We start from the raw sequence: 20,809 nt of genomic DNA on the forward strand, positions 1-20,809 counted from the left end.
GCATGCCTTCCTTCTCCGAACAGCATTTACGTACCGGTGGCGATCCGCGCACATTAAGCGAATTTAGCGCTCTACGCGATGAACTGGGCAAGTTGACGCATCCGGCTCGTCCTGATGTGGATTGGCAAAAAGTAGAACAGCTGTGTTTGGCGTTATTCCGCCAAAACGGCGTCGAGTTACAAACGACCGCCTATTACACGTTGGCCAGAGCACATCGTGCGGGTATGGCGGGTATTGAAGAGGGATTAGTACTCGTGGATGGGTTACTCACCCACCAATGGCCAGTATTTTGGCCACAGCAGACTCATGCTCGAATGGAGATTCTGGGATGGCTGGCTTCACGTTTACAGCAGTTACTGCGTGGCTATGTTTTCAAGTACGGCGACTTAGCCCTTATTTATCGAACAGAGACGCTGTTAGAACATTTAGGGGAAGTGTTAGCCCGCTTGGAGCTGAAGCATCTGAGTCAGTTGGATGGTTTGTATCATCTGATGCATAACACCGCGCTACGGCTTGAGAATCTGGACGGTGATAATGTCGTGCAGGGGGGAAGTACGCTGGCCGCACGGCCTACGATGGATATCTCAGGGACAGAAATACGCGACGATTCGCCTTTAGTTTATGTCGTTCAAGCTGAGGCCAAGCCTGTCGTCATGCGAGTGGAAAACAATTCACGCGGTATTCAAAAAAGCCATTGGCAAGGGTTTGTGGCTGGACTGATTTGTACGGCGCTGGTGGGCTGCGCGGGGTTATGGGGATGGCATGCTCTGCATCAGGAGCCCGTGTTGAATACGCTGTTAGCGACGGTGCAGCCTCTGCCGAATACGTTAACGGCAGAGCAGATAACTTCGCTGCGAACAGATAGGGCGGACAAACTCCCGACGCTGACCAATGAGATGTTGGCTGCGACGCAAACACAGTTGGACAGTCTAAAGCAGTTGCCTGCTATGTGGCCGCTAAATTATGGTTCTCAGTTAGTGAAACAGGCTCAAACGCTGTGGCCACAAATTCCGGAGGTTGAGCAACTCGCGGCTAAATGGCAACTGAGCTTAAATGCTCAGGCGGCTTCCAATGAGACCCTAAATGATTGGAATTTGGCACAAACGCGTTTACAGCAGTTGGCAAACAAACTGAATGGGTTAGATGAACAGCGAGGTAAATACATTACCGTGTCAGAGCTGAAATCCTCGGTGTTTGCTATCCAGCAGCCGTTAGCGAAATCGCCTCCGCTGGAGGAGCTATTACGGCAGTTGGCTGAACAGCAAAATGCCGGAAAAGTTGCACCGGCATTGATGATGCAAATCGATAATCGGTTTAAACAATTGCAAAGCCGTTATATGTTACTGACTGAATCAAAAACAGAATAACTTCACTTTCCGGTAGCGCCATATCGCAGGACGCTACCGGAGCTTTTACTCTGACACCTCTTTGTTCGCCGCAGGTACTCTCTCAATCACCATCGTTTGGCTTTGGCTCAGACTGATCCCCGCCGCTCTTAATCTTTTCAAAATCTCATACAGCAAATCACTTTTTGTGCCGCTCACGACACGTGGGCTGGCGACGTAACCCGTTACGCTGAGGACAATGCCATTTGGGCCTAACTCTTTAAAACTCACCGAAGGCGCAGGCGCACTCTGAATGGCCGCATGTTGTAGATAAGCATCCAACAGCAAGGTGCGCGTTTGCTCTGGGTCGATGTCTAGAGGGAACGTGAGGGCGATGGTGACAACGCCTTGGGCATTACCCATAGTCGCATTGCGTACGTTTTGGGATATCAGCTGTGAGTTTGGCACAATCACGGTAGAGCGGTCACTCAGCTGAATTTCCGTAGCACGAACGTTAATACGACGAATATCGCCTTCAACGCCGCTGATACTGATCAAATCACCGACTTTTACGGGGCGTTCTGTCAACAAAATGAGCCCTGAAATAAAGTTTTTCACAATTTCTTGCAGGCCAAAACCAATACCTACCGACAGGGCGCTGACGATCCATGCCAGACGATTCCACTCTATACCCAGTGTGGACAGGGTCAGTAAGATAATCAGGACATAACCAACGTTGGTGAATAGCGTGACCAGCGAAGCGCGCATGCCGCGATCCATCATGGTTTTTGGCAGGAAGTCATTATCCAACCAGCGGCGCGCTGAGCGTAAAATATACCACCCAATCACCAAGCAGAGCACCGCGTTCAGGGCATGAGCCGGGATAATCGTAAAGCCCCCCAGTCCCTTTCCTCCCCAAATTTCGACGACCTTTTGCAGAAGCGCCATTGGCGTGGTGGTGCCATAGGTGCCGCTGAGCAAAGCAACAACGGCGAGTAGAACCAACATAGTTTTGCCGATGGCTGAAAGCAACGTAGAGGCTAAAGAGAGGTGGCGGTCGCTAAGGCTAAGCGTACTTTTCAGTATTTTTCCTGAACGACTGTTAGGCATAAAAATGCTGTCACAGAGGTCAGTCATTAGGTGAATAAGCAGATACAGGCTTGCAAGAACTAGCCATACCCAAATAAGTTCGTAAGTAAGAAAGCGCGCTAACAGGATATACCCTGTTAGCAGGGAAATTATGATGGAGAACGAGGTTGCGCTTATCGCGAGATGAATAAAACCGGCTAAGGCTGAGCGCACTACGGTCTGTTCGTTATTTGCTGCATTGGCATGGCGCAGGTGCGTGACGCGTACTGACATTGTGATGGCAATCAGCGCAACAAATAAAGCCAGTAAACCACTACAGAAAACGGTGGCTGCAATACTTGAGCCGACGAGATTATTCAGCTGTTCTAGAATGCTAAAAACAAAAATGGTTGACGCAATGAGCGGCGGGAAGGGCGCCAGTTTTTTTGCTGCCGTGTCGGAGATGTTTGGCAACCGCCATGATGGATGGCGATTAGACAGCAGCGCTTTACCAAGCCCCGCGATCAGGCTGGAGAATACCGTAAGCCTGACCAGTGTTTGGGTAAACTCTAACAGTTCGGGGGCAGTATCGGGTTGGCGAATAAAGATATAGCACAGGAAATGTGCACCGATCCCCAAGCATAGCGCAGTGAGTAGCGTCGTGCTGAAGGCCAGTACGCTGCGGCGCAGGCGACCTTCGGGCAGCCAACGTTGCATCATGGCGCTCAGTGGTTTATCGAGAATCACTTGGCTACCTATGCCGAACGCTAGCGCGAGCAACAGATAAAAGGCGGAGCCTGTATTCCAGTCGGGTGACCACGCGTCATCCCAGGCATCGACGATTTGTTGTTGGAAATTACTGAATTTGGCGAGGTCATGATTTTGTGACGAGATAAGCGGTAGCCAAAAGTTTTGTCCAAGTACGCTGCCGGAGTTAAGTGCAATTTGAGATTTCAGGGCAGAGCGGCGCAGATTATTGATCTGGGTCGAGAGATTAGTCGCGTTGGTTTTGACGGCATCGGCCTGATCGATTTGCTTATCTAGCAGCGTTTTAGCGCGGTTTAATGTTTTTCGCTGCTGGGTGACCTCTGCGGTTTCATTAGGCGCCGGAGGGCCTAGCACATCGAGTTGCGCCTGTATTTGAGTAATTTGCGGCGTAAGTTCGGCGAGCTTAGTTTGCGCTTCCTCAACAAGCTGGAGCGTTTCGGTGTTGAGCAGACTCAACGTTTTTTCGTTTTGCGAGTTGGCAACCTGTTGCTTAATAGCATCAAGTTTTTTCTGCAAAAATCCGCTGTCAGATTGCGTCGCCGTAGTAGCCTGAGGAACAGTGCTGTTGGCGGCAATGCTGATGATGGGGAACATCAGCAATAGCGACAGCACCGCGGAGATTTTCAGCATTTTTAGCATTGAGCAAGCGTTCCACTTCAGCATGTTTAAGGTAACTATCCGGTAATTATAGGAAAAATAGTAGGTATTTTCGCTATCATTTTGTTAACACAGTGGTGATTGTCCATGCTGCTGTTTGAAACAATCAGTGTGGCAGAAGCCAAGGCTTCCCCGCTTCTACCATTCACTTTAAGACTTGGATTTTGAGGCTACGGGGAGACTTTCCGCGCGATACCCGCCACCAAGCGCCTTTATGAGATTAATATCGGCATCAATCCAGCGGCCGTGAAGCTCTATAAGTTTAGTCTGCTCAGCTAACAGGGGGAGTTTCGCTTTAGCAACGTTTACTCCGCTAATGAGCCCTGCCTGAAAACGTTGTTGGGTGAGTGACCAGATTTTTTTATCGCCAGCAACGACGACGGCTTGGTGTGTTCTTTGATGGGTAATGGTATCTAACTGGGTGATCCCCTTTGTCACCTCAGTCACTGCGCTAACCACGGCTTTGTTGTAGTTAGCGATACTGAGATTGCTGTTATCCTGCATGATGCTTAGGTTCGCATTGAGCCGCCCTCCGTCAAAAATAGGGAGGGTTAAGCCAAAGATTCCCCCCATCTGCTGGGCGGAACCACGAAATAGGTCGCTTAAGTGTAGGGCGTCGTTTTGCAAGAATCCCATCAGGTTGATTTCAGGATAAAACGCCGCCTTAGCCGCATCAACTTCGCTCAGCGATGCATCAATGTACCAATGCGCTGCCTGCAAATCTGGCCGACGCGCCAGTAATTCATAGTTAAGGTTTTGTGGCATGGTACTGGCAACGTCTGGTAAAGGAACCGTCTCAAGCGCAGGCAACGGATTCTTAAGCCCTATCATGGCCTGTAAATTTGCACGTAATAGCAGCAGATTGCCCGTGTAGGCGTCAATTTGCTCGTCTATTTTCGCGAACTGGGTTTCGGTTTGTGTTTGTTCTAAAGAGGAGATGATCCCTTCGTTATACAGTCTGCGGTCAGTATCATCGATGAGTGACTCCTGCTTTTTAATCTCTAGCAGAATGTCTTGTAGCGCTTTAACGGTTTGAATGTCCCAGTAAATCTGCGTAACAGCGGAGGACACGAGGAGTTCGCTTTCAGCCAGTTCTGCTTGTTTCGCCTTATATACCCCTAAGGCCGATTGGACTTGAGCCCGATTTTTACCCCACAGATCTAAATCATAGCTAGCTTGAAGGCCAAAGGTTCCGCTGGTGTACCATGGACCGGTGGTGCCTGCGGCGGGATCATCAAGGGCAAAAGGCCCCATTACGCCTTCAGCCGACATCTTTTGGCGTTCGACATCAGCACCGAAATTTACGATGGGCAAATCATTAGCGCGTGCTCGGTCGGTCTGGGATTTTGCTATTTCGACGCGTTGACGAACGACGGCCAGCGTGGGTGAGTCGGCAAGGGCTAACGCTACCAGTTGGTTTAGCTGTGGGTCATGGTAATTTTGCCACCAGTGATTTCCTGGCCACTCACGCAGCGCTCCCTCAGGGGCATCGGCGATATGAATTTGGCTCAGATCGGTTTGAGGCAATGGCGCTTTTTCCGAATGTATGGCTGCACATCCACTAAGAATTATGGATAAAGAAACAATAATGCTCCGGATGCTATATTTTTTTCTATCGTTAAAACGATATTTGGCTTTTTTATTTATATTTTTCATGAATGAATTATTAATGGAATTAAAAATTTCATATAATTACTGCTAGTAATGTCTAAAGCAGGGTAATTAGGCTGCGAACAATAAATGGTTTTATAAATCTTGTTTTATGCAGTTGTGCGGATATTCGTTATTTTGCTGAGAACATTTGTTTCAAATTCACCATTCATTTCTATTAATGTGTTTTGTTTTATTAACTATATATTTTATGAATGGTTGTATTTATCTTGTAAATCACGCAGGCGAAATATATACAAAGCATAACCTCAGATTTCTGCATATGGTTCATACCTAGGGTTGCTATGAATATTTTCGGTTAAATACGGATTTTTAATCCATGCTTAGAGTTCGGCCTTTATGAGGTGAAGCATGATGAAGAAAACAACGCTCTTTCAATTTTTTCACTGGTATTACCCCGACGGGGGCAAACTCTGGCCGGAAGTGGCTGAGAAGGCTGAATATCTTGCCCAGCTCGGGATGAGTCATGTTTGGCTGCCGCCTGCCAGTAAGGGCGCGAGCGGAGGATATTCTGTCGGGTATGACTCCTATGATCTGTTTGATTTGGGTGAGTTTGATCAAAAGGGCAGTGTACCAACCAAATACGGTGACCGAGGTGGATTGGAACAGGCGGCGCAGTCTCTGCAATCTCACGGGCTACAGGTGCTGTTTGATGTGGTGTTAAATCACAAATTGGGCGCTGATGAGAAGGAGCGCGTTTTTGTGCGCCGCGTGGAAGAGCACGATCGTAATGATATTGATGATCATACCTTTGAAGCGTTGACCTATACCCGTTTTACTTTTCCTGGACGGCAGGGAAAATATTCTGAGTTCGTATGGGATTTTCGCTGTTTTAACGGCGTTGATTATATTGAAGATCCCGATGAAAACGGCATTTTCAAAATAATGAATGATTTTGGCGATGATGGTTGGAACGACGATGTCGATAAAGAGAACGGTAATTACGATTATTTGATGGGTGCTGATGTTGAATTCCGTAATGAAGCGGTCACCGAGGAATTAAAGTTCTGGGGACGCTGGTTATTGGATTCCGTGCCTTGTGATGGCTTTCGTCTGGATGCCGTAAAGCACATTCCCTCATGGTTTTATTCTCAATGGTTGGATCACCTGCGCGAGCACTCTGGGCGCGAGCTGTTTACGGTTGCCGAGTATTGGTCACCTGAAGTGGGGGCGTTGGAAAACTATCTCAATGAAACCGAACATAAAGTCATGCTGTTTGACTCCGTGTTACATAAGAAATTCCATCATGCGTCTAAGTCTGGTAATGCCTACGATCTCTCGACGATCTTTGCCGATACGCTGGTGGCAATAGCACCAGAAAATACGGTTACGTTGGTGGCGAATCATGATACCCAGCCATTACAGTCTTTAGAGGCACCGGTGGAACCGTGGTTCAAACCGCTGGCCTATGCGCTCATTTTGCTCCGTGAGCAGGGCGTGCCCTGCGTGTTCTATCCCGATCTGTTTGGTGCAACCTATACCGATAAAGGTGATGATGAGCAGGATCATGAAATCATCATGCCGATCATTCCTGAGTTGGAGAAACTGCTGGAGGCGCGTCAGCGTTTTGCCAACGGGGCACAGCATGATTATTTCGATGATCCCCAATGTATCGCCTTTGTTCGAGACGGCACTGGCGAGGCACCGGGGTGCGTTGTGGTTCTGACCAACGGTGACGTGGCAGCAAAACACGTGCAACTTACTGAAGGTCTAGCGGGACGCCGTTTTTACGATTTTCTTGGCAATCATGAGGATATTGTCACCGCCGGTGACGACGCTACCGCCGATTTCCCTGTCTCAGCGGGGAGCGTCAGCGTCTGGGTTTTAGAGCAATAGCCTGACTTAAAATGCGACATCGACGATAAGCGTATCAGTGTACAGTCCGGCGGGTGGCGTCGTCTGGTTGGGGAATATTTTTGCCACGTAGTTATAGGTTTTGGTCATGGTATCAGCGCTGGTCGTGGTAGCGGCAGTACTGCTCCAGCGCTGACTTCCCACCGATCCCCAGCGGTTATTGCTGGTTGACTGATAGATATCGTAGCTCAATAAATTGGTGGTTCCATTCAGCATATTACGAACCCCTCCGCTAGCGTGTAGCCCATTATTAATCCCTACGGTATAGGTTGCACCTTTGGTGCATACCAAGGTAATGGTATTGGCCTGTGAGCTAAAGCTGCCAGCAACCGGTGCGCTGCCAAAGTTGATATCGGGCGCGGTGATGGTGGCGCAGTCGTTGGTGACAACCAGAGTCACGGGGATGACCAAGGTGTCAGTGCCCGTATCATTGTTGATACACAGAACTAATGCGCCAGCCGTACAAATGTTCCAACTGATCGTTACTGTGAGGGTAGTGGAGTAGGTTCCTGCGGCAACGGATTGTCCCACAATGGTATTGACGGATAGAGGGAGAGAATACTGTTGATTAGTGAGTAACCCAAGGAACGTTGAACTAGGAATGGATTGTGTGCCAGTCACGCCAATTTCCACCGCCGGTGAGCAGGTTGGGGTAACGCACACCAGTTGGATGGGAATACTGTCCGTTGTGCCGTTGGTGAGAAGCGCGCGCGATCCGCTCGTTGTTGTCGATTTGGTATAGGTAATGCCTATCGAACCCGGAGCGGCAACCGCGAGCACGATGGGGCAGCTTATCTGAACGTTAAACACCTGAGTTTGTGAGGTTGTATTGACGACGACTGAGCTTTGGCTGCCATAGTTTATCAATACAGGCTTAGTCAGCGTGCAGTCATGAGTAGTGAGGGCGCTGGCAGTAGAGGAAAACAACACTCCGCCGCATAGAATGAAAATTAAGTGAATAATGCCTCTCATACTAGTTGTTCTCCGATGATTTTTTAAGCTGGCAGGTAAAGGGCCCGTAGGTGCTTAATTTCTGTGAGTGATTGTCGGGTAGGCTGAAATTGACAACGCAGCGCAGACCGTCAGGGGTACGAACTCGCAGCACATTTTGCCGCTCTAAATCTTCCAAATAAGCCAGTCCATCCCAGCCAACGTAGGCGTCTGATTTTCCTTCCCGAGTGACAGAACTGGATATTGGAATCGCGGTTCCGGCCTGATCGTGCAGAATGACGCTGGCCGCGCGTCGCTCGCGCACCGGAAAATGCACCAGATATCCGCTATTACGTCGTACTGCGAGGCGCTGCTCGGTGGTATCGGCATAAATATCTGCGGGAAGATTTAGCGTATCGATACTGAACTTGGAGGGATAAAACGAAGACACACCGGGGATCAGCATGTATCCGTGGCGGTTAGTCACCCCCTTAGGCTGATTTTCAAAATTAACGCCGATGTCAGGATAGCCATCGGTGCTCACCACCACGAAAGCGTCGTTTATCTGATTGGCGGCCAGCAAAGTGTTATCCATATACACCAGCGAGCCCATCATTTCCCCCCATTGTGTATAGCTGTTAGAAGGACCATACACGCCACCCTGTAGCTGAATATGTTCATTACGCCAGCCTAGTGTCGCCTGCTGATAGTTGTTTTGTTCCGACTGATTGGCATAGGCGAGATCCCATTTGAATCCGCCGTCGCTTGGCATGGCGTGGTTATAACCGATCGTTTGTTGGCGTTCGCCTGTCGCGTTGCGTTGCGTCGTGAGACTGATGTTATCGAAGGTGCTGAACGGAATTTGAATGGAAAGCGCCAGTGACCAGTCTTGCTGGGATGGATCTCGGCTGGCGGAAACATAAAGTGTGCTATTTCCCCAAAGATTTTTATTCCACGACAGGTTGAGCAGGCGAGTTCTATCTCCGGCAAAGCTTTTAATATCAAAATAAGCGAGTCCGAGACTGCCAAAGCGATCCAATGACAGCGCGGCGGAGTACTGATCGCTACTTTTACTGAGCGAATAGGATGCTGGATCTGAGGTGTTCGTTGGTATGTCGTAAAGCGCTAAATTTCCAAAGTTTTTATCGCGACGGCTGTGCTGAGTGCCAATGTTAAAACGTGAATTACTGTACTGATAACCCCAGTCGTATTGATTGCCTCGCTTGCCATACATTGTGCTAGTGGTTGCAGAAGCGTTGAGCACACCGAGATAGCTCAGTTTTACTAATGTGCCTAAACCGGTTAGCGCCAACTCTTGGGCACCTTCGGCATGAGATTCCAGCGTAAGGTCGTCGTTGACGCCGTAGCGATAAGAACCACTTATGGCGGCTGGGCCGTAGGAGAAATCTTTTTCTCCATAATCACGTCGCAATGCGCCTAAAGAAATTGATGCATCTGAAAGGCCTGGTTTCAGTAGCGTGCTTGCGACGTAAAAAGGCTGTGTGGTGGATACACGGCGGCCTAATGCATCGGTGGTAACAAGAACGGCTTCACCCGCGCCATTGACGTAGGGTAGATTGGTGAGAGTAAAAGGCCCCGGTTCAAGGTTGGTGCTGCCGGATTGATAACCGTTAATAAAGATATCCGCCGTGGTTGGGACCGCGGTTTGCCCCGAAAACGCGGGCAGGGGATATGTGATCATATCTGGACGAACGGAGAAGTCTCGTCCAATACTTACGCCGCCAAGGCGCACGCTGTTACTCCAGCTCAACGCCCCTGTCACTAAATCGCCGACTTGCCAACTAATCGCATTCGTTTCGTTTACGCCGCTTAAGGTTGAGTCATATCGACGAAAACCTTCGTTGCTGCTATCCGCATTTCCTCCCATGCTTTTCCGTAAAATACTGGTACTGGAAAAGGTCGCATTGGGGGTGAAAATGCGTAGCTCGTTCCATGCCGAAGTGAGCGTAGCGTTGTCCTGCGTGTGGCTGGTATAAACGTCATAGTTGAAGAGTGCTCCAGAGCCAGCCAATGCCTGTGTTTGCTGTGTCGGGTTGCCGGTAAATATCGATTGATTAGGCAACCAATCGGTTGGCACCTGCACTAATAGTCGCTGGTTTTCGCTGTCATAGCGGGCGTTTAATTCGGGCATAGCGCTGATATCTGTTTCAACCGATGTGAATTTGTCGGCAGGCAAACCGAAGCTAATCAGCGTATTCGATTGGACAAAGAAATGACCGTTGCGTTCGACTACTGGGATGAGCTTGCCAGTGTTGAAACGGTTGATAACTAATTCTAGGCGGAACTGCTGTTCTTGATTAACGACGCTAGCCGTGGGAGGCGGAGGCAGATCCGTGCTGCCTAGATCGGCATAAGCGATGCTGGGCAAACTGAGTGTGACCATAAGAGGCACAGCGCGACTGTACCTGACTTTGGTTGCGTTCACTTAGGCGGCTTGGCGGATAGTGCCGATTATGGTGTTGGGCCGGATTGCCAAATATTAGCGTCGTTATTGACCTCTGCCTTCAGGTGCTCGCCGCGTGACACGCTTGGTGGTAATGGCCATACGCGCTTGGAATGTGCGAGCACATAGCCCAGTAAGCCATCTGCTATTGGCTTGCCGTTAATTGATACTTTACTCAGACGCGCATGGATCGCGCCTTGATTGGTAACTTCTAGTGCCGGATGGCCATTATTGGTTATCGTCTTCCAACTCAGTTGACTTTGATTGAGCTGCACCGGCTGTGAAGCGTTGCGCTGAAAGTTGACGCCGTCACCATAGACAAATAGAGGCAGCGAATAGCGCATGAGTAAAGAAACACCGGCCTGATTGGCTGAAGAATGGTCGGGCGATGGAACCTCATCGATCAGGATACGAAAAGCCTGCTCTTTTCCCGCTGGTGTCGGGGATTGGCGAATAAGGCGGATAAGCTGCTTTTTCCCCGCGCTGATGTTTACGATAGGAGGGCTGGCGACAACGTCTTGCTGATTGCGATAATTTTCTTCTCCGTTTACCTGTTGCCAACCGAGCACGCGTATTTGCATGGTTGCGACGCTGGTTCCCTTATTTTCAAGCCAGAGCTCAGTCGCGTTGTCCTTTGCACCCAGTGCAGGGTCAATTGGCCAAATTAGCATATTAGTGGCGGAAAAGGCTGTGATTGGCGCAGCTATACACACCAGTAGAGTACCAATAAAAATATAAGGAATAGGACAAATAGAATTGACACGTTTGCTCATCAAACTCTCCTTGATTTACCAAGTGAGTGTCACCGTTAATGTATCGGTGTAACTCCCTGAAGGGCTAAAGCCGTTAAGTTGTAATACGCCGTAAATAGGCAAAATAATGTTGTTATTCGTGCCTGTTATATTGAGTGGAACGGTTTGGTTAATCAGAATTTCGCTGGTATGCGCCGCATCGGAATATATTCGATAAGGTAATTGGAGACTATTTCCGCTCTGCATCACATTACGTACGGTAGTCTGGTGTGTCCCCCCATCGACTTTCATACTCAGAGTGACGCCAGGAGTGCATGCCAGTGTCAGCGTGGTGTTTTGTACAAAAGTCCCATTGATACTTCCACTGGTTGTGCCGGAATATGAACCAAAACTTAGTGCGCCAAATAAGCTTCCAGTACCTAGCAAGGCACATCCTGCGGCGATAGTTGCTTGAGCCTGAAATTGCGCAGAGATGACGGCATAGGCGTTTTGAGCAGTGACACAGCAAAACAATAATGCCGCAGGTATTGAGCTGACCACGCCATTAATAACCCCGCTCCCCTGTGTATTCATGGCGCGCTAATAGGTAATTGTTATATTTAATGTGTCGGCATAGGCTCCTGCCTGCACGTTAGTATTATTCGCTACACCCACAATTTTTCCCCAAAGAGCATAACTGCCGGTGGTGCCGGTGGTACTAACCGCGGTTAACGTTGCGCCGTTGGTCAGTGCAGTGGTCATGTTTGAGTTATCGTAAACGCTGTAGGCTATCCCTTGAGTGGTGGCAGGTGGGCTTATCAGATAACGCCCAGGCGTACCCTCTGTTCCATAAACGGTAGTGGGCTTGGGATTGACACTGCTGGTTAGTGCGACTGAATAAGTTACCCCAGATGTACATTGGACGTTAAACGTGTTCCCACCAGAACCCCCACCACTGAAGCTTGCGGTTAAGCTATCGAAAGTTGCAGGGGAAGAGCCAAAGCTCAGAGTACCGAAGTTCACACCTGTTTGACTCGGTGAGCCGTTTACCAAACAACCATTAGTTAAGTTTAAGGTCACGCTAACGGTACCGGTGGTTGTGACAGCCATAGCAGGCACAGCGAGCAGGTTGGCGCTTGCCGCGATCGCGAAAATAAACCGTAGCTTCATCGTCTATCCCTCTGTAATAAGATGACAACTGAACAGCAACTGATTTCCGACTGGCGTAAGAGAGAAAACTCAAATACTTCAATAATGCTTATAATTAAATGCGTTAATAACAAATGTAGCGCAAGTCTAAAAAATCACCACTGCAACATTGAAAAGTTAATTGTCTGTAATTGCGGAATAAAACAAGTCGCTAGTGTTAGGTGCGATTTTACAACCTTGAGCTGGGCTAAACCGCGACGGGGTGTGAGGTAAAGATTTATTAACGAAATAGGCAATGGGATGACACTGTGTCAATCAACTAAAATTGATAATTTGCAGAATTTTTTATGAGGGAGTAGCATTATTACACACATAAGTGGTCAAGCCCGATGGGCAAATCGATTATGCAATCCTTTCATGCTTTTCTAAAAAATCACTCTCAATTTATGGCTGCTTTCTGGTCAATCATGATTATTGTCTTCGAAACCTCCATAGCCTTATACATCATTCGAAATATTTGATAACCGCACTACCGCCATACGGCGCATAATGACAGTTGAGTTAAAACCATCTATAGATTAGTTTAAATTCACTGTCGTTGTTTTCTGCGTGGGGAGGTCAACGTGTTAACTCGAAAATTATTGGAGTCGCAAGACTTTGCCAAAACCTACTCAGCCTTGGAAAACCTGTTCTGGACACCAGCACAGCTCGACGCTTCCTTAAACCACATGATTGAAACCTGCCCCAAAGATCAGGGGATCTGGATTTTTGGCTATGGCTCGTTGATTTGGAATCCACTTCTTGAGTATGCGGAAGTACAGCCTGCCCATCTCAAAGGCTGGCAGCGCGATTTTAATATACGTTTATTAGCTGGGCGTGGTTCAGAACATACGCCGGGGCGCATGCTTGGCCTCAAGCCTGAAGGTGATACGCGAGGATTAGCATTCCGTTTATCGGATGACAACGCTCGCTGTGAGCTTCAACTTCTATGGACGCGAGAAATGCTGGCTGGGGTTTATACGCCCAAATGGTGCCTTTTGAGCCTTGCTGATGGTCGTGAGATTTTTGGGATTACGTTTATCACCGATCCCAAGCATCCGCTGTATGAGTCCAACTCAACGCTGAATACCGTGGCGGCACTGATTTCTCAGGCCAGCGGCTCGTTGGGCAGTAACGCCGAGTATTTATTCTCGTTAGACTCTGCACTAGAACAGCACCGTATGCCGGATAGTAATATCACCGAGCTCGCACGCTGTGTGCGCCAAATCCAGCAAAACGCGCCAACCCGATAGTGAGCGTTTGATTTTCCATCATTTCGTAAACCTGAGCGGACACCTTTATGCATGCGTAAGGATTGCGTGACAATTGACGCATACATCACGGAGGAGAATAATCCCCCTCGTTGGGTCGTTAGCTCAGTTGGTAGAGCAGTTGACTCTTAATCAATTGGTCGGCGGTTCGAACCCGCCACGACCCACCAACAAATTCAATCACTTAGAATTAACCTCCATCTGTATATTTCCAATGTGGGACATATTTGGGACACAATCGCCAAATATCACATCAATTTGCTTGGCGTGCTCAGTTAAATGATTAGGCGCCAAGTGTGCATACCGCCGAACCATCTCGATAGATTCCCAGCCTCCCATTTCTTGCAAAATTGAAAGCGGCACTCCAGCTTGAACTAACCAGCTCGCCCATGTATGCCTCAAGTCGTGAAACCGGAAGTTTTCAATTCCAGCTCTAACTAATGCAGACTTCCAAGCCTTGTTGCTATCTACGCGCATTTTCCTGATCTCCGGTGTAATAGAACCATCGGATCGGTTAGCCGCATGAGTGTGAACAAACACGAATTTTTGGTGCTTTCCAATCTGCTCGCGCAAGACTTTGGCCGCGGTATCATTTAAGGCTACGCCAATCGCTCTCCCTGATTTGCTTTCCTCTGGATTAATCCAAGCTACCTTCCTTTGCATATCTATCTGCTGCCACTCGAGATCAAGTATATTTGAGCGGCGCAGGCCGGTTGCTAAAGCAAAGCGGACAACAGACTTTAGTGGTTCTGGACACTCATCAATTAATCTAACAGCCTCATGTGGCTCAAGCCACCGTATACGCTTATTCTTAGGCTGTGGAACCTTTATCAGTGGCGCCTTATCTAGCCACTTCCATTCTCTCTCTGCTGCTCGCATTATTGACTTCATCAACGATAGGTGTGCGGCCTTCGTCGCTGTTGCTGCTGGCTTGGGTTTGAATGGAGGTGCCTCCTTTCCTTTTTTAGCTAACGCCTCGAGTTTATTCTTCCAGTTTTCCTCATGACGCCTGTTAGTCATTTTGCTAATTGCGGCGTATATCTTGGCCTCAGTAATATCCTTTAACTTCACACCTTCAAAGTGTGACAGCCAAAACCCCATCAGGCTTTTATCGGTATCAAGTGACTTCTTATCTGACTTCTCCTCTATCCAGCGCAGGCATGCCTCTTCGAACAATATATCAGGCAGTTCTCCGAGGCGGTCAACACGCCAATACTCAGACTTTAATTTGTCGTGCAGCTCCTGAGCTTGCCGCTTGTCTTCTGTGCCAAGTGATTCTTTAATACGCTTCGCACCCGGGATAGAGATGCTCGCGTACCATATTTTTCCTCTACGGAAGAGTGACATGGTATTTCTCCTGTCGCATCCGCCGCGCTCACCGCCACAGTGTGCAGCGGATCTTGAAGTGCGGCAATACATGCTTGGCGAGTGAAGAGATAGGGTGATTTAGCTTTGGTTGGGTTTTTACGTGTCGCGATGAGCCTTCCTGTTTTTACCCATCTTGTTAATGTTGGTCGTGATATCCCGAGGAATTCGCACGCCTCATCTGTGTCGAGACTGAATTTCTCCATCATTTATCCTCAAACTGCCCATTCAAAACGCCAATAACCCAAAGGAACCTAAGGAATGAAATTCCCATAGGCTCAATTTTTTCGTAGTAGCTGAGAAGAATGGGGCGGGTGATTGTGTCGATGTTGGTTTTTTTTTGGCGCGGACTTTATTGCAGATTTCATTGCTTCGTTGCATCGCCGCGCCACATTTCTTATCGCGTTGTCTTGTTCTGCTGTCATGTCATGCCGCTTTCACTCCTTGCTGAAACTCGATGTTGCAACCGACCTCATTACCCCACGAATACCAACCATCAGCTTGTTGACGCGCAAATAGCTCAATGCGAGGCGCGTCGCCTAGTAAGCTGACAAGCAGATCGCGAAACTCTGGGGGCTTGGCGCTATGTTCAGCGCGGTGGAAAGTTTGATGCTGGCATATTGCTGCGTTCATTCTTTCTGGCAATCGGCCACGAACCGCAAACAAACAATCTTCGCTATTAGCTCTTGTCATGTGGCCCATGCCGATCGCACTGTTCCCTTTGCGTCGATTTGTTTTGTGCCATGTGAATCCCTTCATAGTCATCAATCTAAATCCCCAAGCATCGACCACCTTCAATGCTTCGACTGGCATCGTTGGAACCCACCACATTGCCAGCAGGCAAGATTCATCAGCTAAGTCCCATACAGGCAAGCGGCATATATCCAATATGCTCATTGTGGGATATTTGAATGATGCTCCACGCTCGCCATCGGCTGCCTTGTCTCTGTATGTCCATGGCGGATCTGCATAAATCAGCTTGTATTTTTTCACGCTGCATTCCCCCACACTTTGGATAAATCTCTAGGCCGCATCATCGATGTAGCCACATATGATTTTTTACGGTTAATAATCTCGATGAAGAATTTCTCTTCGCTAACTTTGATTGTGTATGTGACGCCTTTCTTGGTTGTCCCATAGTCGCCGTACTTTTCCTGATGGAGATTTAGAGCAGCTTTCATATCCGCTCTTTCTGTACGCTCTGGATGGCCTTTAATGATGTGTCGCATGCATCCTCCGGCAATAAAAAAGCCGCTGGTTAGCGACTATTAATCTTTGTTAACTGGTAATCACATTAGAACGTGGTTAGGCCGCTTCTCGTGAATCAGCTTTATCCATTGTTCACAGGTTTCTTTTGGCATGACTTCAGGTGTAACGGGGAGGGCATCGCAAGCATCTAATCCGCAGGCGCTGACTAGAAGGATATAACCGGCTATCAGCATCTATTTCTGCTCCCTGCTAGCGCGGACAGAACGACGCACCGCAGCCAACATATTCATTTCACGAAGTGCCAAAGCCATTGATGATGCTGTTAGTCGAACGCCATACTTATTTGATTTCCCAACTGAGCGGCGCTGCTTTCTGAGCACCTTTCGGTTATAAGCATTCATAATTTCAAGCCATCGGGCTTTGTTCATATTTTTGTATGGGGAGTTAGCTCTAACCCATCGAGCGCTTTGCTCTGCTGTATATGCTTTTAGCAGGTCTTTTAGATAAGTTGCCTTAGCCATGTTATTCGCTCTCCTGTGCTGGGGCTGCGGCAAGCATGGCGCGGTATATTGAGTAAGGCAGGAAGCTCTCACCCTCATGGCAATCTCTTGCGGCTTGCGCCATTTCTGCTGTCGGCTCAATCGGAACCATCATCCAACCTTCCGGAATTACCGGAGAGTTGCCAACCAGTTCAGGTATCAGCGCGTAATCACAGACCGTATCAATCGCCGGATCGCATTTATCATCATCAGTTCGCGGGCGCTCATCGACCTTTGTTGCCTGTTGCAAAATGACACCCCAACAGACGCTATCTGTTTCCTCAGACCATCCGTCGCACGCATCACCGCGATAGTCGTCAATTGCAGCTTCAGCTGATTCAATCGCTTCTTTTTCTGTTTTGTGCCAATCAAAGCCACACTCAGACCCATATGAAAAATATCCGAGTGGCTTAGGCTCAATTACAGGTTGTGCTGATTGCGTGTTGATATGTAATCTCGGTTCGCCATCTTTTGGTTCAGGCCACTGACGCTTCTTGTTTATCTCCAGCTTTTCAATCATCGCTATGGTGATAAAGTCGTCAGGAATACCCATGCGTCTCTGTGCATCCCATAACAGGAATTGCATATCAGCCCACTCAAGCAGATCGTCTGGGTCGGCAGCAGCTTCAAGCGCTTCTTTTGAGAGATGTTTAAGTGGGCCAACTGGACCAACGTTGCCGAACGTAGCGTCAGACCACTCAGCATGTTCACGTCGAATCCGTTCCCGCTCGGTTTGTTCTGGTATTACAGGTTGTGCGGGTGCTGGCTCGTTGCCAAATTCACGAATTACTGCTGCTAGTTTTTCCGCATCATCTGATGAGATATCGCCGTCAATGAACATCACTGGCTTTACGGGCTGTTTAGGTAATACCGGTGCCAGATAGACAGCAGTGCCACCGTATAAAAAATCTTCGCTTACATTACTCACGCTGAACTCAGACCCGTCCCATGTGATCCGCGCTGCCGGATGCTCAGCGGCTTGTTCGTATGCCAGAAGCTGTCGAGCCATGACACACTCTATTTCATCCGAGTCTTCTGGATATGAACCGATAATTTCTTTTAGCACTTCAGTTGTTAACTTAGTCATTGCTATGCTCCTGCACACGCTTAAATTCGATTACCCAAACCCATGGATTGGCCTTCCAGCTTTCCTCTCCGTAGATTGATTTCCACAGACTGCGGAAACCGAGAAAGTGCTTACCCCCAATGACGCAGCATTCAGTCGGTGCGCCTTCGGCCTTCGCATCCTCTTCACTGATATCGTTTAATCGCTCTACGCGTACATTTACGTAAATTCCGCAAATTGGCTCACCGTCTTTATTGCAGGCATTAATAAAATGGCCGCCTAGCGTGTAAGGGCAGTAGTAATCAATAAACTTTGGACGTACTAACGATTTTTCATACGTGCCAGCTGGCGTTGTTCCGATTACTTCGTCGCTTTCATTAAGCTCGTTCACATCTTGCAAACTTGGCCCATGTACGCGCCACATTCCCGCACCAGCGCCATCATTAACTAATTCGAAAACATCGAACCCATCGATTGGACGGCGGGTTTGTGTCTTTTTTCCTGCTAATAACGCTGCAAGCATTTCATCGTTGAATTTGAGGACGCGCTCTTTGCTGTTACTGTGCATCATTAATCCCCTTGCGAAGCGCCTGAGCCAACCACACCAGAGATCTCAACGGCTCGCAAATATAGTCCGTTCCGTCGAATATCTTATGCAGATGCTTGATTGCAGCATCCACTCCCTGAGCCCGTACATCAGCAAGGAAAGCGTCAGTTTCTGTGGTTTCTGCCTCATTCATCAGTTCTATGGCAAGCTGATAGAACTCGTCTTTAGTCCCTGCTGAGTACGCAATGCCATCGACTGTATTAAGGTGCCCATGGTTATATCCCGCCGCGTATACCTCTTCAGCTTGCTCTATCAAAGCCTTATTCTCAGCGGCTAGAGCGTCACGCTGCTGAACTACTGATTCGTAGGTTTGTATTGGTAGGTTGTTCATCACAGATACCTCACATGATTCATCCAGCGGTTCTGCGCCGCGCTATTTTTGAATTGATGGCCTTCCTTAGTTACTCCGCCACGCGAAAAGAGAACCATCCGGCGATTGCTAATGTTCAACCATTGACTCGGGTAGCAATTTTTATGGGCGTGGAGTAGAAGCATTTTTGCTTTGCGATTTTTCAAGAGTATCTCCTATGCGGCATCGGATATCAGCTCCATGCCGTACATGAATTTGGTAGGTTCGAGTGACTGATGAGTTTTGCCGTTGAAGCTATAAACGATGCTGCGGTCTGAGGCTGAAATGATGGTGTACTCAATGCCGCGCTTGCCGATATAGCGCTGTCCAGCTTTTGGCATGTGAATAACGATGGGCTTAGGTGGTGGTCGCTTTGGTGTGATTTTCTCGATAACAGCATCTACATCGATATCATCTCTTAGCCGGTAAACCGTACCGCCTATCTTCATATCTCCCCACGGTTCCGCTGTTAGATATTCTCTGATTGCGAGGAGGTTGTTGAAACTTATGTACTCGTTCTTTTCAGGATTGCGCCATTTGTAATATGGCTCTTTAGAGTTCAGCGTCACCCCGCCAGTGGCACCGCCGCCAGTAAAAACGCCGCCCACTGAGTTAAGTGCTCTGTGGAATTCGGTGATGTTATTGTCGGGGTGCTGGCTGAGGACGCGCAGGATATGCTGCGGCGTCATGGTGGTTACCTGTTAGAAGGGAATGTCTGAGTCAAAGTCTGTGGGTCGTTCGTTGCTTTGCCGATTCGAGGCACTCCCTGAGTTTTGAAGCGGCTTCCCCTGATTATCTTGTCCATGTGCATACTCAAGCTTTGCATCAACCATTTCCAATGTAATGAGTTGACCATTTTGACCATCGTATATGTCAACCTTGAGGCTGGATGAGGACACTGTTACCAATGCGCCCTCGACCAAAGCTGAACGGTAATATTCGACCTGATTGTCTCGAGCAAAGAGAACGGCGCTATAGTTCGTCCATTCTCGTGTTTTTTTCTTCCGGTCGTAGTATTGCTGACCTAAACGAATGTTAAAGCCGATACTCTCACCGGCTTGGAATTCACGTGCTGATTTATTTAATCGTGCGGTTACACAATGCATTAGGCTGCCTCAAGTTCTTCTTTTCTGATGGTATATACGTCAGTCAATTTAGACTGGTGATCTGGACTGTTTGCCAACTCATTAAATGACCAGTCATATGCCTTCGATAATTCAGGCAAAGTCATGTCTCTTGCGGCCTCAGTGAAGTGTGATAACAGATAGTCAGGAGATGGCTTTTTCTTTTGCTCGGCTGGCTGTTTTTTATTTGACTCTTTATTTTGATATGCGCTCTTTGCGTCAGATTGATTCTTGTGCTCATCGGTATCTGCATCCTTTGAGTCGTCGATACCAAACAGGCCATTAAGACAATACTTTCTGGCGTATGAGCTAGTAGCACCAGTAACCTGCGCGGAATCCATTCCTTTTTTGGTTAATTCTTCACGCGCCATCGCTGTTGATGAGTGTGATGATTCGCCATCAGTTATCGTCGCGGTAGCCTTAACATAGAAGCGATCACCAATCATTACGACTTCATCTGTTATAGATAGAAATAGGTCGCCTAATAGTGGCTTAACTCCCTCTAAAATATCTTCACAGCTTCGATAGTTATATTTTCCAAAGCTGTTGTATTGGTTTTTAGGGGCGTTTAGGTTTTTCTGAATATCGGCTAACTTTGAGTAGAATTCTTTAGACATAATCGC

At 48.2% G+C, this 20,809-nt stretch carries 21 protein-coding genes and 1 tRNA gene; 4 read left to right on the forward strand and 18 right to left on the reverse strand.

Annotation, left to right across the window (positions count from 1 at the left end; translation table 11 throughout):
• Positions 1–2: 2 nt before the first annotated feature.
• Positions 3–1,367 (forward strand): VasL domain-containing protein, encoded by a 1,365-nt coding sequence (locus K9N75_RS09100; RefSeq protein WP_224452496.1) that lies wholly within the window; start codon positions 3–5, stop codon positions 1,365–1,367.
• A gap of 45 nt (positions 1,368–1,412) precedes the next feature.
• Here K9N75_RS09100 and K9N75_RS09105 read toward each other — a convergent pair whose 3' ends face one another.
• Positions 1,413–3,800 carry a DUF3772 domain-containing protein gene (locus tag K9N75_RS09105; protein ID WP_224452497.1) on the reverse strand — a complete coding sequence of 796 codons (2,388 nt, stop codon included), beginning with the start codon at positions 3,798–3,800 and terminating at the stop codon, positions 1,413–1,415.
• 168 nt (positions 3,801–3,968) lie between these two features.
• Positions 3,969–5,345, reverse strand: coding sequence for an efflux transporter outer membrane subunit (locus K9N75_RS09110; RefSeq protein ID WP_263481244.1), 1,377 nt, complete (start codon positions 5,343–5,345; stop codon positions 3,969–3,971).
• A 495-nt stretch (positions 5,346–5,840) separates the two neighbouring features.
• Here K9N75_RS09110 and amyA point away from each other — a divergent pair, with 495 nt between their 5' ends.
• Positions 5,841–7,325, forward strand: coding sequence for an alpha-amylase (amyA, locus tag K9N75_RS09115; RefSeq protein WP_008813077.1), 1,485 nt, complete (start codon positions 5,841–5,843; stop codon positions 7,323–7,325).
• 6 nt (positions 7,326–7,331) lie between these two features.
• On the opposite strand, the gene K9N75_RS09120 is transcribed toward amyA, so the two are convergent.
• The 5 genes from K9N75_RS09120 to K9N75_RS09140 all read right to left on the reverse strand — a co-directional run bounded on the left by K9N75_RS09120 (position 7,332) and on the right by K9N75_RS09140 (position 12,638).
• Positions 7,332–8,315: a Csu type fimbrial protein gene (locus tag K9N75_RS09120; RefSeq protein WP_096080922.1), complete on the reverse strand. Its 984-nt coding sequence runs from the start codon at positions 8,313–8,315 to the stop codon at positions 7,332–7,334.
• A gap of 1 nt (position 8,316) precedes the next feature.
• Positions 8,317–10,677 (reverse strand): fimbria/pilus outer membrane usher protein, encoded by a 2,361-nt coding sequence (locus K9N75_RS09125; RefSeq protein ID WP_224452499.1) that lies wholly within the window; start codon positions 10,675–10,677, stop codon positions 8,317–8,319.
• Between the two features lie 68 nt (positions 10,678–10,745).
• The gene (locus K9N75_RS09130) at positions 10,746–11,510 is read right to left on the reverse strand and encodes a fimbrial biogenesis chaperone (protein ID WP_224452500.1); all 765 of its coding nucleotides are present in this window, start codon (positions 11,508–11,510) and stop codon (positions 10,746–10,748) included.
• A 15-nt stretch (positions 11,511–11,525) separates the two neighbouring features.
• Positions 11,526–12,062, reverse strand: a complete 537-nt coding sequence (locus K9N75_RS09135; protein WP_061060165.1) for a Csu type fimbrial protein — start codon at positions 12,060–12,062, stop codon at positions 11,526–11,528.
• Between the two features lie 6 nt (positions 12,063–12,068).
• On the reverse strand, positions 12,069–12,638 hold the full coding sequence (locus K9N75_RS09140) for a spore coat protein U domain-containing protein (protein WP_008813082.1): 570 nt from the start codon (positions 12,636–12,638) through the stop codon (positions 12,069–12,071).
• A 602-nt stretch (positions 12,639–13,240) separates the two neighbouring features.
• Here K9N75_RS09140 and K9N75_RS09145 point away from each other — a divergent pair.
• The gene (locus K9N75_RS09145; protein ID WP_130961617.1) at positions 13,241–13,909 is read left to right on the forward strand and encodes a gamma-glutamylcyclotransferase; all 669 of its coding nucleotides are present in this window, start codon (positions 13,241–13,243) and stop codon (positions 13,907–13,909) included.
• Between the two features lie 112 nt (positions 13,910–14,021).
• Positions 14,022–14,097: transfer RNA gene (locus K9N75_RS09150), tRNA-Lys, on the forward strand.
• A gap of 10 nt (positions 14,098–14,107) precedes the next feature.
• Here the strand turns inward: K9N75_RS09150 and K9N75_RS09155 are convergent.
• The 11 genes from K9N75_RS09155 to K9N75_RS09205 all read right to left on the reverse strand — a co-directional run bounded on the left by K9N75_RS09155 (position 14,108) and on the right by K9N75_RS09205 (position 20,803).
• The gene (locus K9N75_RS09155; RefSeq protein ID WP_224452599.1) at positions 14,108–15,250 is read right to left on the reverse strand and encodes a site-specific integrase; all 1,143 of its coding nucleotides are present in this window, start codon (positions 15,248–15,250) and stop codon (positions 14,108–14,110) included.
• Positions 15,151–15,498, reverse strand: coding sequence for a helix-turn-helix domain-containing protein (locus K9N75_RS09160; RefSeq protein WP_224452600.1), 348 nt, complete (start codon positions 15,496–15,498; stop codon positions 15,151–15,153). Before K9N75_RS09160 ends, K9N75_RS09155 begins: the two co-directional genes overlap by 100 nt.
• A gap of 220 nt (positions 15,499–15,718) precedes the next feature.
• Positions 15,719–16,285, reverse strand: a complete 567-nt coding sequence (locus K9N75_RS09165; RefSeq protein WP_224452310.1) for an MT-A70 family methyltransferase — start codon at positions 16,283–16,285, stop codon at positions 15,719–15,721.
• Positions 16,282–16,521 carry a DUF4060 family protein gene (locus K9N75_RS09170; RefSeq protein WP_224452311.1) on the reverse strand — a complete coding sequence of 80 codons (240 nt, stop codon included), beginning with the start codon at positions 16,519–16,521 and terminating at the stop codon, positions 16,282–16,284. The genes K9N75_RS09165 and K9N75_RS09170 overlap by 4 nt, the downstream gene beginning before the upstream one ends.
• A gap of 213 nt (positions 16,522–16,734) precedes the next feature.
• On the reverse strand, positions 16,735–17,022 hold the full coding sequence (locus K9N75_RS09175) for a hypothetical protein (RefSeq protein ID WP_224452312.1): 288 nt from the start codon (positions 17,020–17,022) through the stop codon (positions 16,735–16,737).
• Between the two features lies 1 nt (position 17,023).
• Positions 17,024–17,881 (reverse strand): DUF550 domain-containing protein, encoded by an 858-nt coding sequence (locus tag K9N75_RS22825; RefSeq protein ID WP_375374059.1) that lies wholly within the window; start codon positions 17,879–17,881, stop codon positions 17,024–17,026.
• Positions 17,882–18,119: 238 nt separating this feature from the next.
• Positions 18,120–18,677 (reverse strand): ASCH domain-containing protein, encoded by a 558-nt coding sequence (locus K9N75_RS09185; RefSeq protein WP_224451836.1) that lies wholly within the window; start codon positions 18,675–18,677, stop codon positions 18,120–18,122.
• A complete protein-coding gene (locus K9N75_RS09190; protein WP_224451835.1) occupies positions 18,664–19,044 on the reverse strand; it encodes a hypothetical protein in 381 nt (126 codons plus the stop codon). Before K9N75_RS09190 ends, K9N75_RS09185 begins: the two co-directional genes overlap by 14 nt.
• Before the next feature lie 194 nt (positions 19,045–19,238).
• A complete protein-coding gene (locus tag K9N75_RS09195) occupies positions 19,239–19,751 on the reverse strand; it encodes a hypothetical protein (protein ID WP_224452313.1) in 513 nt (170 codons plus the stop codon).
• 12 nt (positions 19,752–19,763) lie between these two features.
• Positions 19,764–20,168, reverse strand: a complete 405-nt coding sequence (locus K9N75_RS09200) for a hypothetical protein (protein ID WP_130961715.1) — start codon at positions 20,166–20,168, stop codon at positions 19,764–19,766.
• Entirely contained in the window at positions 20,168–20,803 is a 636-nt protein-coding gene (locus K9N75_RS09205) for an ERF family protein (RefSeq protein ID WP_224452314.1), read from the reverse strand. Before K9N75_RS09205 ends, K9N75_RS09200 begins: the two co-directional genes overlap by 1 nt.
• Between the last annotated feature and the right edge of the window lie 6 nt (positions 20,804–20,809).

The organism is Hafnia paralvei, from assembly GCF_020150375.1.
GTDB classification, from domain to species: Bacteria; Pseudomonadota; Gammaproteobacteria; order Enterobacterales; family Enterobacteriaceae; genus Hafnia; species Hafnia paralvei.